Below are 15121 nucleotides of genomic sequence, written 5' to 3'. Positions count from 1 at the left end.
TCAGATTAGCTTACGCGTTCCTTTGTTTAAAGTAGAGGAAAAACGTAGTTCCTTCGTTTATAGTACTCTCGATAGTAATGTAACCGCCGCTATTGGTAAGCAGCCTGTTTACAATGTATAAGCCCAAGCCCGAACCACTTACGTGGTTATGGAAGCGCTTAAACATTTGAAACAGTTTATTCTGGTGTTTGTTCATATCAATGCCCACTCCGTTGTCCTGCACTTTCAGTTCTACATAGTCGCCTTTGCGGGTAGTAGTTAAAACAATTTCCGGTTTCTGGTCTGGCTTGCGGTACTTAATGGCATTACTGAGCAGGTTGTAAACTATACTTTTGAGGTTAGCCTTTGAGAAAGCAAGTGCCGGCACTTCCGAAAAATCAGTTGATATGCTGGCCCCTGTATTGGTCAGAATATCCTGTATGCTCAGTTGCACATTTGCTGTCAGTTCTTCCAGGTCAACTAACTCATTCTCCCTGGTCTTCCGTTTCTGCATCCTTACCACATCCGACAGGTCGAAGATCGTATTATGTATCTGCTCAAGCGATTTGTTGAACATGCCTATCAGCTTCGGCGCATCAGGGTCTGTGAATACAGCATTTTGCGTTAGCTCTTTAAAAATACCGGCCATGTTAACTATAGGCAGTTTCAGGTCGTGAGAGGCAGCGTACACAAAACCATCAAGGTCCTGGTTAATGCGTTCCAGTTCCAGGTTCTTATCTACCAGTTCTTCTTCTGCTTTTTTATGATCCTCAATGTCGGTGCAAGTGCCAAACCAGCGCGTTATGTTACCCTCTGCATCGCGCATGGGTATGCCCTGGCCCAGGAACCAGCGGTAAGGGCCGTTCTTGCCATTCCGGATGCGGTACTCGAGCTCGTAATATTCGCCGGTGCGTACAGAGTACTGCCAGCGCTCAAAGGCCATTTTAAGATCATCTGGGTGTAATGCCAGCAGCCAGGCATCGGGGCCCAGGCTTTCTTCAAACGACAGCCCGGTATAGTTTATCCAGCGTTTATTAAAATAATCGGTACTGCCGTCCGGTGTTGCCGTCCAGACCATTTGCGGAATAGACTCCGAAAGAAAACGGAATTGCTGCTCAGATTCCTGAAGCTGCTCCTGCAGTACTTTCAGCTCGTTTATGTTAAGCCCGACACCATACCACTTTATGATCTCGTCTTTTTCGTTGCGTAATGGCTGTGCTTTTATCAGGAACCACTGGTATACATTGGTCTTTACATTGCATACCCGCACTTCTACATAAAACAGGTTTCCGGTAGTAATAGACTCTGACCATAGTTCCATCAGCACAGGCAGGTCGTCGGGGTGGACGGCAGGCGCCCAACCATAGCCCAGCGAATCCTCTAGGGTCATTTGGGTATAATCCAGCCATTGCTTGCTGGTATAGTCTATGTTGCCATCCGGGTTAGCGCTCCATACAATTTGCGGGCTCGACTCGGTCAGGAATCTGAATTTGTTCGTGCTTTCTTCAAGCGCGAGCATCGACTGTTTCTGGTCTTCAATTTCAGTGTGTGAGCCTACCCACATCGTTATTTCGCCTTCGGAATTGCGGATCGGAACCGCGCGCGCCAGAAACCAGCGGTACTTACCATCAGCTGCAGCTCGCCACCTGTTTTCGGTCTCAAATGGTTTCCCGGTAGTTATTGCCTCTGCCCATAGTTGGGTAGTATGTTCCAAGTCATCCGGGTGAATAATATCTGCCCAGCTTGTAAGTTCCGAGTAGGTATTGTCAGTATAGTCGTACCACCGCTGGTTATAATAATTTACTTTGCCTTCCGGTGTGGCGGTCCAGGTCATCAGGGGCAACGATTCCAGTATTTTGAGGGTACGGGCATTGCTTTCCTGCAGTTGCTGTTCAATTTTGCGCTTGTCAGTTACATCCAGCATAGAACCAAACATCCTGATTCCCTTGCCTTCGGTATTGCGCAGCACATGGCCTTTATCATGTATCAGCTTAAAAGAGCCGTCGGCACACTTAAAGAGGTATTCATCTTCCCAAGTATTCTGCTCTGATTCTATAACACCATGGATAGATGCTTTCACTCTGGCAAAATCATCTGGGTGGATGTTCGCTGTCCAGGAGTCGATCTTAAGATTGTGTGGGATAACCTGGTATCCGAAAAGGGTCGTGTATCCTTCGTTCCACCAGATGGTATCGTCTTCCAGGTTCCAGTCCCAAAGTACGTCGTTGGTGGCCATTGCAATGCGCTTAAAACGCTCGCTGTTGTATTGCAGCGCCAGTTCCTGCTTCTTCTGCCGGGTAATATCTATCAGCGAGCCCAGCATGTGCTCTGGTTCGCCCTTGCTGTTGTAAACTATATAGCCATGGTCCAGCACAGAAGTATAGCTGCCATCAGCTTTCATGTACCGGTACTCGCCCGTCCATGTTCGCTGGCCTTTTGCTATAGTTGCGTTTATGCTTTCCCGTATGGTTGTGTAATCTTCAGGGTGTATGTTTTTGTCCCAGGTGCCGGAGTCGTTTTCCAGGTCGCTGTCGGAGTAGCCAAACACTTCTTTGTAAGACTCACTCCAGGCTATTGTTTTACGGGGTACGTCGCACTCCCAGGTAACACAACCTGTCGCTTTGGAAAGCAGCCGCATGCTGTGCTCGTTGTAGGCCACGCGCTGTTTGGTCTTTACCAGTTCGGTCACATCTATTGCAGAAACCAGTATGCCTTCTACGCGGTCTTCCCTGATAATGGGCCTGTATTCCAGGTTAAGGTATATTTCCGAAATCTGGCCGTTGCGAAAGCGATCTGTTACCAGTTTATATTCCTGGGTCTTTATTTTGCTTCCGGTCCTGTAAACTTCATCAAGGATGCCGAAAAACTCGGTATGTTTTAGCTCAGGCCATATTTCGCGCACAGTTTTGTTCAGGTACTGGCGGTTTCCGAAAAACATGCTTATCCCGGGGGTAATATAGGTACAAACATGCTCCGGGCCTTGCAACTGGCAGAAATGTACCGGTGAGTGGTTTAGTATGTTCTCAAGCTGGAGGTCTTTTTCGCGGATGTGCTCCATTGCCTGCTTCTGATCATCAATATCGGAGAGCGTACCGATCCAGAACTGTACATTTCCATCGGCGCCGCGCATGGGTACACCGCGCTCCAGGAACCAGCGGTAGCTTTTATCGTGGTAGTTAAGCAGGCGATACTCCATTTCATAAGGAGAGCCGGCAGCCAGGGTATTATGCCATTCCATTAATACTATGGCCGTATCTTCCGGGTGAATCACACTTGTCCAGCCTTCAGTCTGGGTAGTGGCCATGCCGGTGTAACTATACCAGTTCTTATTAAAGTAGATCACCTTGCCATTCGCATCTGCCATCCAGGCCATATGCGGCAGTACTTCCAGCAGGTGCCGGAAACGGGCATCGCTTTCCTTTAGTTCTGGCTGCGATTTCTTGTTCCCTGATAGGTCTATAATAGAGCCAAGCGTACGCAGAGGCCTGCCATCTGAATGGTAAATAATATAACCCTGGTCCAGTACCGGTATGTAAGTTCCATCAGCTTTTCTGAAGCGGTACTCGCCGGTCCATATTTTGCTGCCTGTAGCGTTCGCTTTTTCAATGCTAGCCTGTACTTCTTCAAAATCGTCGGGGTGCACACGTTCGTCCCATGATTCGCCTCCAGGCCCCATTTCGTCTGGTGTGTAACCGAGTATTTTTTTTAGTCCCGGTCCCCATTCCATCTTGTTCTGAATTGGGTCGTACTCCCACGATACTGCATCCATAGTATCTCTAAGCAATGGTATATGCTCGCCAACCTGTGTGGTGCTGTTCTCTGCGGATAATTCGCGGGCCTCGTGCAGAATATATAGCAGGTTATCCTGTTCATCGAGCACTGGCGTATTGGTTGCACTCCAGTAACACTCTTTATAGTTGCCACCCATTGCCTCCGGCAGTTTTAAACTATAGCAAAAGGTGGGGATATGGTGTGGCTGTTTGGAAAATAATACCTGCTGCAGCGACTGTTCCAGTGCCTGGGTAGGTGAAGTGTTAAGCAAAATGTTGCTGCCCTCATAGGTTTCGACTAAAGGCCTGCCCAGCAGCGCGCCTCGGGAGGTATGTCGGGCCCGCAGGTAAGCATCTGTTACCTCAATAATGGTGAGCTCCGGCGAAAGAGCAACATATAAGCCAGGTAATAATCGAAAAACAGGGCCAAGGTTGGGTATTGCAGTTATTTGCTGAGCTGACATGGGAAAAAATAAAGTTCCTCCCTCCGGTAAAAGGGTTGGTGAGTAAATTTAATTAAAGAAATCTCCTATTCAAATCTTTATTTGGCAGGCTCTAAAATTAAATTACTGTGGGTTCAGCTACTGCGCCACTAGTATAGTTTATGCATGCCTGGTAACTATAAAGGCTCCAGGTCCTGTTTCTCATTGTTTATATCAGTGTAGGTGCCAAACCACATAATTACTTTTCCGTTTTCATCCCGGATGGGCATGCCCTGCTCTAAAAACCATTTGTATGAGCCGTCTGCCCCGTTTCGGATACGGCATTCTATATGGTAATCACCTTTCTGTAGTGCACTCTTCCAGGCTTCAATAACCTGGCTGGATTCCTCCGGGTGTACCGTAGTAATCCAGCCATCTGTGGTACCAGGAGCTTTGCCGGTATACATATGCCAGGCTTTGTTGAAGTATATAACCTTTCCGTTAGGTTGTGCTGCCCATGCCATTTGTGGTAATGCATCCATAAAATCAAGCAGGTTCTCGTTACTTACATCTAGTGCTTTTTTAGCCTGCTTGTAAATCGATTCATCCATAATGGCGGTATATCTAGGTCAGGGTTTTACGTTATCAAATCATGCAGGGTTGATTTCCTTTATCCCCAGGTCCTCAAACACTTCCCGGGCATCTGCTATCGTCTGGATATCCTCTACGATAACTATGAGCTTGTTCTTGGCTTCCTTTAACCGCGAGCGGCGCGAATGCTGCTGCACATACTTCAATATGTTGCCAAAGGTATCGGACTGGAAGTATTTGTCGTTGTTCTCGCTTGGCAGGTAGCCCTTCATCACTTCTTTTTTGATCGTCAGTTTCTCGAAGCCGAGCTGCTGTGCCTGCCAGCGTAGTTTTACGATCTCGATCAGTTTCTGTACTTCTTCCGGCAGCGGACCAAATCTGTCAACTATACTGGCGCGCAGTTTTTCCAGTTCCTGCAGGTCTTTGGTGCTGTCGAGTTTGCTGTACAGGCTCAGGCGTTCCGAAATGTTGCTTACATACCAGTCCGGGATCAGTACTTCCATGTCGGTTTCAATATTACAGTCGCGCACAGGCTCTAAAAACTGTTCCAGGTTATCTCCCAAAAACAGCTCCCGGAATTCTGTTTCTTTCAGCTCTTTCACGGCATCATCTAGTATCTGGTGGTACATCTCGAAACCAAGGTCCGTGATAAAACCACTTTGCTCACCGCCCAGTAAGTTGCCAGCCCCACGAATGTCCAGGTCGCGCATCGCAATTTTAAATCCTTCGCCCAAATCAGAAAATTCTTCCAGGGTGCTCAGGCGTTTGCGGGCATCACTTGGTAAACCAGCCACCGGCGGTGTAAGCAAATAACAATAAGCTTTTTTGTTGGATCGGCCTACGCGGCCACGCATCTGGTGCAGGTCTGATAACCCGAACATGTGCGCCCGGTTGATGATGATGGTGTTAGCATTTGGGATATCCAGGCCGGACTCGATGATGTTAGTTGAAACCAGCACATCGTACTCGCCCTCCACAAATTTCATCATGCGTTTTTCCAGCAACTCGCCATCCATCTGGCCGTGAGCAAACGTAATGCGTGCATCCGGTACCAGCTTCAGGATCATGTTGGCGATCTCGTCAATGTCCTTCACGCGGTTGTGTACGAAAAATACCTGGCCACCACGTTTCAGTTCGGCCGCTACGGCATCACGTATCAATATCTCATCAAACACGTGCAGTTCTGTTTGCACCGGCTGACGGTTTGGCGGAGGCGTAGCAATTACCGAAAGGTCGCGGGCACCCATCAACGAGAAGTGCAGCGTACGCGGAATAGGTGTGGCTGTGAGCGTAAGCGTATCCACGTTTATGCGCATTTCCTTCAGCTTATCCTTGGTTTTTACCCCGAACTTCTGCTCTTCATCTATCACCAGCAGGCCCAGGTCTTTAAACTTGATGTCCTTGCTAACGATGCGGTGCGTACCGATCAGAATATCCACTTTGCCTTCGGCTACGCGCTTCAGGGTTTCTTTGGTGTCTTTGGCGGTTTTAAAGCGGTTTACATAATCCACGGTTACCGGAAATTGCGCCAATCTGTCCCGGAACGTTTTGAAGTGCTGCATGGCCAGCACGGTTGTTGGTACCAGCACGGCTACCTGTTTGCCATCGCAAGCCGCTTTAAAGGCAGCACGCATGGCTACTTCGGTTTTGCCAAAACCCACATCGCCGCACACCAGGCGGTCCATTGGGTGTGGTTGCTCCATGTCGGCTTTTACATCTTCGGTAGCTTTGCCCTGGTCCGGGGTATCTTCGTAAATAAACGACGACTCCAGCTCGGCCTGCAAGAACCCATCTTTGGTGAAAGCATAACCGGGAGCAGCTTTACGTTTGGCGTATAGTTTAATGAGCTCAGCAGCAATATCTTTAACCTTGCTCTTTACTTTCTTCTTCTTGTTTTCCCACTCCGGTGAGCCCAGTTTGCTCATGCTCGGCGGGCCGCCTTCTTTACCGCTATACTTGCTTATTTTGTGCAGCGAGTGAATGCTAGTATATAGCAGATCATCGTCGCGGTAAACCAATCTTATCGCTTCCTGTAAACGGCCGCCAACTTCCACTTTCTCAAGTCCGGCAAAACGACCGATACCATAGTCGACGTGTGTAATGTAGTCGCCGGGCTGCAGCGAGCGCAGCTCTTTCAGCGTCATGGCCTTGTTCTTGGAATGTCCTTCCTTCGCCTTGTGCTGGTAAAACCTATCGAAAAGCTGATGATCAGTATAGCAGGTTACCTTTAGAATTTGATCTATAAAACCTTCGCGCAACGAAATGGCCAGGTGCTGGAAACGCACATCGTGGTCCAGCTCATCAAAGATCATGGTCAGGCGGTTGATCTGGCGCGGTGAATCGGTAGCGATAACGTTCACAAAACCAGCGCCCTGATGCTCGTGCAGGTCTTTTACCAGCCTTGTAAAATCTTTATTAAACGATGGCTGTGGCTTGGCCTGTAGTTGTATGGCTTCGGCAGTTTTAAAATGGAATCGCTTGCCAATTTCGATGATATTAAAGTTGTCAAGTAGCTTCTTAAACTGCTTCTGCGTCTGGAAAAGTTGCTCCGGGTCTGATACGATCTGCATGCCGCCACTGCCGGCCATCAGCTTCTCAAATGCCTGCGAAGCCTTGTCAAAATACTCATCGATCACATCCAGCGTCTGGCGCACATCTTTAAACCAGATGTTTGTATCGGCTGGCAAAAAGTCAAGGAAGGCTTCGCGGGTTTCCTGCAGTAATTTGGTCTGTACGTTCGGGATGATAGAGATCGCTTTTTTTGTCTCCACCGAAAGCTGCGTGTCCGGGTCAAAGGTTCTGATACTTTCAATCTCGTCACCAAAAAGCTCGATGCGATAAGGTAAATCGTTAGCATAGGAGAACACGTCCACAATACCACCACGCACAGCATACTGGCCGGCTTCGTACACAAACTCGGTGCGCTCAAAGCCATACTCAGCCAGCATCTCGCTCAGGAAATTCACGTCGAGCTTTTCGCCCACTTTAGCCCCCAGCGTATTCTCAACCAGCGATTTTTTGTTGATCACTTTCTCGGTCAGCGCTTCAGGGTAAGTAACTATAAGCTCGCCTTTGCCGGTTTTCTGGTTCAGGCGGTTCAGCACCTCGGCCCGCATGAGTATATTGGCGTTTTCGGTGTCGTCGAAACTATAAGGGCGCTTATACGATGTCGGGAAAAGCAGTACTTCCTTCTCGTCGCCGAGCAGGTTCTTCAGGTCAGTATAAAAATAAGCAGCCTCTTCTTTATCGTGCAGGATGAAGAGTTGGTGCTGGTAATTTATAGTATACACCGCCGATGCTAGTACAGCATCTAAGCTGCCGGCTATGCCTTTGAGTTGAAGGCGGTATGCGTTATTCGTTTTCAGGCGCTCGGCTATAGTTTGCACCATGCCATCTAAGCGGTACAGTTCTAAAAAGTCAGATACTTTCATTCAGCTCTATTACAAAACAAGAAAGGCAGAACACAGGGCTTATCGTATAGCCGTGTTCTGCTGGTAAGTCTTCTTTACAAAGATACTACAAGATAATGTTTTATCAGAACTGGGAGTTGGGAGAGAAGGTTGCGGGATAACTCCTTCATTTTTATTTTAAACCAGGGATAAACTATAGCTATAGAATGATAACTTGATGTTATGAAAACACCTTTACTACGTTACAGACTGTCAGAGCCTATGGGGTTAAGCACCAAAATATGTGCTGGAGTTATAGTTGTAGGCGGAACTGCGCTAAGCTTTAGCCAACCCTATTCAGGCTTAATGCTTGTTGCTTTTGGCATTCTTCCCTTTCTATTCTATAAATGCCTTGAAATAAATTTTTATGAAGGTGCTTATTGCTTAGGTGTAAATGTATTGGGAAAGACGTTCGGGAAAAAAGAGCCCTATCCTGGTGTGAAGTGTATTTTCTTAAAGAAGAACAGAACTATACATCGAGCTTCAAGGCACTCGTGGAGACAAACCGCTTCTACATCTTTTGATGGCTTTTTGTGGCTGGAAGATGAGACGAAGATCTTGCTTTCGCAGGACAGCACAAAAGAAATTGCTTTATTGAAACTAGAGCCATTCGCTCAGGAACTTCAGGTGGAAATAAAGGATTTAACAGCTCCTTTATCACAAGCCTAGACATAGAACTCGTTTGTGGCCGCTATTCTAGCTAATAAAAATATTATTTGCCTTCCATTCATTCTAACTACCTGTTTTGCTTCTTTAAAAGCGATAGTTTATTTAATATTTGTAGAATATTATTAAATAATGGATTAATCCTGTTGCAGAGCCGTATAACCTTATGTTCAGCTTTGTTAAACTGCTGATGAGTTGATGTGGTGGATGTAATCAAGAGGAATAATGTAAAATTATTTGGGCATGGCGAAGAAACGATCATGTTTGGGCATGGTTTCGGTTGCGATCAGACCATGTGGCGCTTTGTAACACCAGCATTTCAGCAGCATTACAAGGTTCTGCTTTTCGACCATGTAGGAGCGGGTAACTCAGATACAACTGCCTACAATAAAACCAAATATGGCACGCTAAACGGGTATGCATCTGATATTGTAGAAATTTGTCAAACACTTGAACTGGATGATATCATATTTGTAGGACATTCGGTCAGTGCCATGATGGGCGTACTAAGCGCCATTGAGGAGCCTCAACTCTTTGAAAAAATGATATTGATTGGTCCATCTCCCTGTTATATAAATGATGGTGATTATGTAGGAGGATTTGATCGTGCGGATGTACTGACAATGTTGGCATTCATGGAACATGATTACTTTACCTGGGCCGACACGTTTGCACCCTTAATCATGGGCAACCCTGAAACTCCCTCTCTGGGTGAAGAACTTGTAAGAAGCTTTTGCAACACAGACTCTGACATCGCTAAGCAATTTGCAAAAGTGACTTTTCTCTCAGATAACAGGACCGACTTACCTAAATTAAGAGCAGAGGCGTTGATTATGCAATGTGCCGAAGATGTAATAGCACCGGATGAAGTAGGAGCCTATGTACATAAGTATATTAAAGACTCAACTCTTGTCAGGCTGAAAGCAACCGGGCATTGCCCCAACCTAAGTGCTCCGTTAGAGATTATTGAAGTGATGGAAGATTACCTGAACGTACAATTATAGTTCTCCGGAACCTTTGGACTGTGATAGGCAGATCTCAACTTAGATAGAATACAGATAAATTCTCCAGGGCGAGTCTTCACGCTCGAATACCTTTTCCAGGTGCATCCCGATTTCAGCTGCATTTTAGCCCCTCTTCCGGATTACAATTCCGAAAGAGTAGTGATATTACCGTAAACCGGTACTCAATCTTACTTCAGAATCACCTTGATCATTTGCGGATCATCCTGCAGGGTTCGGACGTTTTGTTTTAACTGCTCCAGTTCGAGGGTCAGGTCTTCTTTGGCGGATTTAAATTTCTGGTCCATCTGTTTTGGAGAACCGCAGAATCGGGTGTAAAAACCAGCGTCCGGGCCGTTTGCTAAGTCTTGAAATTCTGCTTTCAGCTCATCCAGTTGATCGGTCAGGATCTTGACATAGTATTGCAGTTGCTCATCTTGTAGGGTATCCAAAGCCTGACCTTGTTCCTGCATAAATTCCATTTGCAGCCGCAGCAATTCAAAAAAGTCATCGTGGTGATAGGCCTGGGTTACGCGTTTCATGGCTTCCTCTTTCCAGGCGCGCTTGGTTTCGTCTTGTTCTTTATCGGGGTGCAGTTGTTTGGCGAGTTCGGTATACACACGGCGGCTGGCCTTGCTGATATTGCTGAGCTCGGCTTTTGCCTGGGCTTCCTTTTCTCGTTGCGCTTTGGTTTTGCGATTCTTCTGGCGGTTCTGTTTTTCCTGTTCACGTTGCTCACGTTCCCGGTCCAGTTGAGCCTGTATGCGCTCAAAATCATCCAGGTCATCAAAGTCATCTTCTATAGTTAGTTCGTCGTCAGCTATAGTTTCATCGGGGTCTTCGGCAGTGAAAGCAGTGCGTTCGGCATACGTGTACTCGGCGTAGCGGTCGTGCAGTTCAATCATATCCCTGCGCTCATAGTTCGAGATCAGATCGAAAGTGATGTTCTCAATAAGGGCCGATATTTTTAACTTCTCCCGGATACTGAAGATGGGAAGGGAAAAAGCCTGGTCTAATAAATTTGCTAACTCCACGCGCTTTTCCAGTTGTTGCAGTATGATGGGGCGTAGCTCCTTTTCAATGCGCTTCTGGGCCAGGTTCATGCTTTCGCGACGGGTGGCTATCTCCTTTTTCAGTAGTTCTATCTGCTCCGTCTTCTGGTTAAACTCCTGCTGCAGCTTACTAAGCTTGCGCTCAGCAGAGGTGGAAATCTGGGGCGTTAGGTTAGGAACAGGTTTGTTGGAAGCGGGCATACAGGAATTGTGACTGATAGATGCAACAAAGATACTTCTTTAATGCCTGTCAGTTTTATAAATCGGTTTTTAGAAGCATGTTTGCCAGCTATAGTTTATTCCTGCGCATCGAAAGGGATAAAGCGGCCATTCTGCAATACATACATCGTAGTGCGGTTATCTTTTATCACCGAGATGCCATCTGTTTTCAGGTTCGTCAGTTTCTGTTGGCGTGGGTTACGCACTAGCGAGTCCTGTGGGGCGAGCTTTAGCTGGTAGGTGCTATAGTATTGGTTGTTCAGTTGTTGGGCAGGGTAGGCAGCTACTTTCACTTCGCGGGCATTTTGGGTATAATCCAGGAACGCGATGATGTGAATGGAGTCGTTTTGCAGTACCTGCACTGCATAATCGGGAGTTTTGTTGTCGTTTAGGTTACCACGCAGGAAAAGTGGGTTATCTATTTGCAAGCGCTTGTTTGCCATAGTCTGGTCGGTAAGGGTTGCTACTTTGGTTGGCTTTGATCGCTTTTGCAGCAGCTTAGTTAAGGTGTCCGGAAGCGGATAAAGGATGTTGCCTTCGGTAGTGGCTTGTGCTACACTGTCTATGGAGTTTTTGGTGTCGCTGTCTACCTGCTCTTCTATCAGATCATCATCTGCAGTGCGGTTATAGTTGCCGTCTGCCGAATCGGAGCCGCATGAGGCCAGTGCCAACAGGCATATAATTCCTGCCAGGTATAATTTCGTGAGTATCAGTTTCATAGGTATAGTTTATTAACTATAGTTGCATACAGACATGCTTCTGCTAAAGTTGCAGCAACCGCTGCTGAGGCTATCTTATCAATTCTACCTTACGTTCCCCTATCTGCTGGCGCCACATCGCATAATACAGGCCTTTTTGCTCCAGTAATTCTGCATGGTTGCCCTGCTCTACTATCTTTCCGCGCTCCAGCACAAAAATGGTGTCGGCGTGCATAATCGTGCTCAGGCGGTGCGCTATCAGTATCGTTATCTGTTCTCTTGATGCGGAAATCTCTCTTACTGTGGTGGTAATTTCTTCTTCAGTAAGCGAGTCCAGGGCAGAGGTGGCTTCATCAAAAATAAGCAGGCGCGGGTTACGGATAAGGGCACGGGCAATGGAAAGACGCTGTTTTTCACCACCCGACATTTTCAGGCCGCCTTCCCCAATCTGTGTATGGATGCCTTTTTCAGAACGGGCCAGCAGGTTAGTGGCAGATGCTTTTTGCATCGCGGTCAGCACTTCTTTGTCGGTAGCATCGGGTTTTACATATTGTAGGTTCTCTTTTATAGTTCCTGAGAAAAGGTTGGTTTCCTGGGTAACAAAGCCCAGTTGCCGGCGCGCTTCGTTCAGCCAGATCTCGTGGGTAGGGTAGTTGTTATAGTATACTTCGCCGCTAACCGGTTTATACAAGCCCACCAGCAATTTTACCAGCGTAGATTTACCCGAACCTGACGGGCCCACAAACGCAATCGTAGCGCCGGAGTTGGCTTCGAACGAGATGCCATCCAAGGCATTTTGCTTTGCGCCTCTGTGGTGAAATACCACATCTTCGAAACGCAGCTGTTGTAACGGGCCGATGTCTATGGCAGATTCCGGTCGGGTTTCTACCGGTTTGTTCATCAACTCGTCAAAATTCTGTAACGATGCTTCAGCTTCGCGGTAGGTAAGTATAATGGTGCCCAAATCCTGCAGCGGTCCAAAGATGCTTACCGAAATAAACTGCATCGAGATCAGCTCACCGGTCGTAAGCACATCCCGGAAAATGAGCCAGAGCAACGTGAAAAGAATGGATTGTTTTAACAAATTAAGTGCCGTGCCCTGCAAAAAAGAGAGCGTCCGAACCTGTTTTACCTTGGCCATTTCGAGCTGAAAGATACGCTCAGTATGTTCCCTGAGGCGGCGTATTTCGGGATAGGTAAGGCCGAGGCTTTTTACCAGCTCAATGTTGCGCAACGACTCGGTTATCACACCCGACATTTTATTGGAAGCACGGTTGATGGAGCGCTGCATGGTCTTGATTTTGGCACTCAGCAAACTGGTTAATCCGCCTAATACCAGAATACCGATCACGAAAATTGGAACCAGCGCCCAGTGTTTGGTTACCGCATACCATACCAGAAACCCCACCCCAACTATAGACGAGAACAGGATGTTGATAAAAGCATTGATGAAACGCTCGGTGTCGCGTCGCACACGTTGGAGTATGGAAAGCGTTTCGCCGCTGTTCTGATCAGCATACTCCTGGTAGGATAGTTTCAGGGTTTGCTTCAGGCCATCGTTAAAGATCTGCACGCCAAATTTCTGCACCACCAGGTTCGTGAAATACTCCTGGAAAGCTTTGGCCAGCCGTGAGAGCAACGCAACTATAACTGCCAAAAGCATTAGCCACAAGGCGCCCCTCACACGTTCTTCGCTGGTCATGGTAAAGGGTGGCGTGGCATACTTGTCTATGATCTCCCCAAAAATGATAGGATCGACGAGGGCCAGTATCTGGCTGATGCCGGCAAGAACAAGTGATACTATAACCAGTCCGCGGTGGGGCTGCAGGTAATTCCAGAGTACGCGCATGTAGAGTAAAATAGTAAGGCTTATACGTACGTAGCCATCCGGATATATATACAGCTCAGCATCATCTTCCAGATTTAATTCCTGTCAGGCAACCTACTTCTTATATATCGCATCTAACAGATATTGACCGGCTGGCTTAGTCCAATCTCAGTACTGGTTATACTTCACCTACAAACTAAAACTATGAACATCAAAAGGATTCTACCCCTGCTTTTCTTCTTCGGAAGCCTGACGCTGGCAACAGCACAACAAACTAAACTGGTAAATGTCGGAGGCCACTCGCTGGAAATGATACAGGCTGGCTCAGGAGACTATACCGTTATTTTCGAGTCCGGCTTCGGAACAGACTATAAAGTATGGGGCAATGTGGCTTCTGAAGTGATGAATACCAGCCAGGTAATGCTCTACTCCAGGGCCGGAACAGGTAAGTCGGAACCTAACCCAAATCCGCAGACGCTGGAGCAGGCGGTACACAGTTTAACTACACTCATCGAAAAGGCAAACCTGAAAGCACCGTTTATCCTGGTTGGGCATTCGTATGGCGCATTCGTTATTCGGGGGTATGCTGCTCTAAACCCTGAAAAAGTAAAAGGGTTGGTGTTTGTAGACCCGGCACATGAGAAAATGATGCAGGAATTAAAAAAGGCTGATCCTGCCAAAGCCATGAAAGATGTTGAACTGCAGAACAGCTTTATGCCGGCTAAGTTTAAGCAGGAAAATGAGTTGATTAACGGGATATTTGAAAGAGCCGTGTTGCCGGATTTTGGGGTATTGCCGCAGGTGCCAGCCGTTGTGCTCACCTCCGTACAGGAAAGAGCAAATCCGGAATTGTTTTTACATGAGCCACAAGGTGTAGCGATCTGGAGAAAGCTGCATAGTGAGTTTTTTAGTCAGTTTACCAGCGGTGCGCACATAGTTACAGCCAACAGCGGACATAATATTCATCGCGAAGAACCGCAGTTAGTGGTGAGCGCGATTAACCAGGTGATACAGGCAGCTACAAAGCAAAAAGTCAGAGAGGACCACGAGGCTAAAATGGCCCAGCTAGGCAATAAGTTAACAGAAGCCACTACCTACCTTTCAAAACGGAAAGATAAACAGGCAGAAGCACTGGTGTTTGAAGCCTTAAAATCATCAGGTTTCGGGGAGCGAACTATAAACACAATTGCTTACCAGCAACTTAGTAAGCCTGAAAGTATGGCAGTAGCAGTTCTCATTTTTAAGTACAACACGGTACAGTTTGCGGAGTCGGCCAACGCGTTCGATAGCTATGGTGAAGCCCTAATGCAACAAGGTAAACTGAAGCTGGCTGAACAGCAGTTTAACAAAGCCATTGAATTGGCAACTATAAGCCAGGATACATCTACGCTTAAGAATAGCAAAAATAACCTGGAGAAGATCAGCCAGTTAAAAAAGACAAAATAG

10 protein-coding genes are annotated in these 15121 nt (G+C 47.1%); 3 read left to right on the top strand and 7 right to left on the bottom strand.

What is annotated here, in order from left to right:
* Positions 1 to 10: 10 nt before the first annotated feature.
* The 3 genes from KYK27_RS17025 to mfd form a co-directional block, all read right to left on the bottom strand.
* Positions 11 to 4213, bottom strand: a complete 4203-nt coding sequence (locus KYK27_RS17025) for a PAS domain-containing protein (RefSeq protein ID WP_199111510.1) — start codon at positions 4211 to 4213, stop codon at positions 11 to 13.
* A gap of 155 nt (positions 4214 to 4368) precedes the next feature.
* Complete coding sequence (locus KYK27_RS17020; RefSeq protein WP_199111509.1) at positions 4369 to 4782, bottom strand: PAS domain-containing protein; 414 nt, start codon at positions 4780 to 4782, stop codon at positions 4369 to 4371.
* Positions 4783 to 4821: 39 nt separating this feature from the next.
* Positions 4822 to 8193, bottom strand: a complete 3372-nt coding sequence (gene mfd / locus KYK27_RS17015) for a transcription-repair coupling factor (protein WP_199111508.1) — start codon at positions 8191 to 8193, stop codon at positions 4822 to 4824.
* 201 nt (positions 8194 to 8394) lie between these two features.
* On the opposite strand from mfd, the gene KYK27_RS17010 reads away from it, so the two are divergent.
* Together KYK27_RS17010 and KYK27_RS17005 are read left to right on the top strand one after the other, a co-directional pair.
* On the top strand, positions 8395 to 8880 hold the full coding sequence (locus tag KYK27_RS17010) for a hypothetical protein (RefSeq protein WP_199111507.1): 486 nt from the start codon (positions 8395 to 8397) through the stop codon (positions 8878 to 8880).
* 197 nt (positions 8881 to 9077) lie between these two features.
* The gene (locus tag KYK27_RS17005; RefSeq protein ID WP_317195950.1) at positions 9078 to 9881 is read left to right on the top strand and encodes an alpha/beta fold hydrolase; all 804 of its coding nucleotides are present in this window, start codon (positions 9078 to 9080) and stop codon (positions 9879 to 9881) included.
* Positions 9882 to 9920: 39 nt separating this feature from the next.
* Here the strand turns inward: KYK27_RS17005 and KYK27_RS18595 are convergent, their stop codons facing one another.
* The 4 genes from KYK27_RS18595 to KYK27_RS16990 form a co-directional block, all read right to left on the bottom strand.
* Positions 9921 to 9992, bottom strand: a complete 72-nt coding sequence (locus tag KYK27_RS18595) for a hypothetical protein (RefSeq protein WP_370583654.1) — start codon at positions 9990 to 9992, stop codon at positions 9921 to 9923.
* Between the two features lie 77 nt (positions 9993 to 10069).
* Positions 10070 to 11131: a J domain-containing protein gene (locus tag KYK27_RS17000; RefSeq protein ID WP_199111506.1), complete on the bottom strand. Its 1062-nt coding sequence runs from the start codon at positions 11129 to 11131 to the stop codon at positions 10070 to 10072.
* Positions 11132 to 11226: 95 nt separating this feature from the next.
* Positions 11227 to 11868, bottom strand: coding sequence for a hypothetical protein (locus KYK27_RS16995; RefSeq protein WP_199111505.1), 642 nt, complete (start codon positions 11866 to 11868; stop codon positions 11227 to 11229).
* A 70-nt stretch (positions 11869 to 11938) separates the two neighbouring features.
* On the bottom strand, positions 11939 to 13696 hold the full coding sequence (locus KYK27_RS16990; RefSeq protein WP_199111504.1) for an ABC transporter ATP-binding protein: 1758 nt from the start codon (positions 13694 to 13696) through the stop codon (positions 11939 to 11941).
* A gap of 183 nt (positions 13697 to 13879) precedes the next feature.
* On the opposite strand from KYK27_RS16990, the gene KYK27_RS16985 reads away from it, so the two are divergent.
* Positions 13880 to 15121 (top strand): alpha/beta fold hydrolase, encoded by a 1242-nt coding sequence (locus KYK27_RS16985; RefSeq protein ID WP_199111503.1) that lies wholly within the window; start codon positions 13880 to 13882, stop codon positions 15119 to 15121.

The sequence above is a fragment of the Pontibacter populi genome (assembly GCF_019336435.1).
In the GTDB taxonomy this organism is placed as follows: domain Bacteria; phylum Bacteroidota; class Bacteroidia; order Cytophagales; family Hymenobacteraceae; genus Pontibacter; species Pontibacter humidus.
This window is presented reverse-complemented; position numbering and strand designations above follow the sequence as displayed.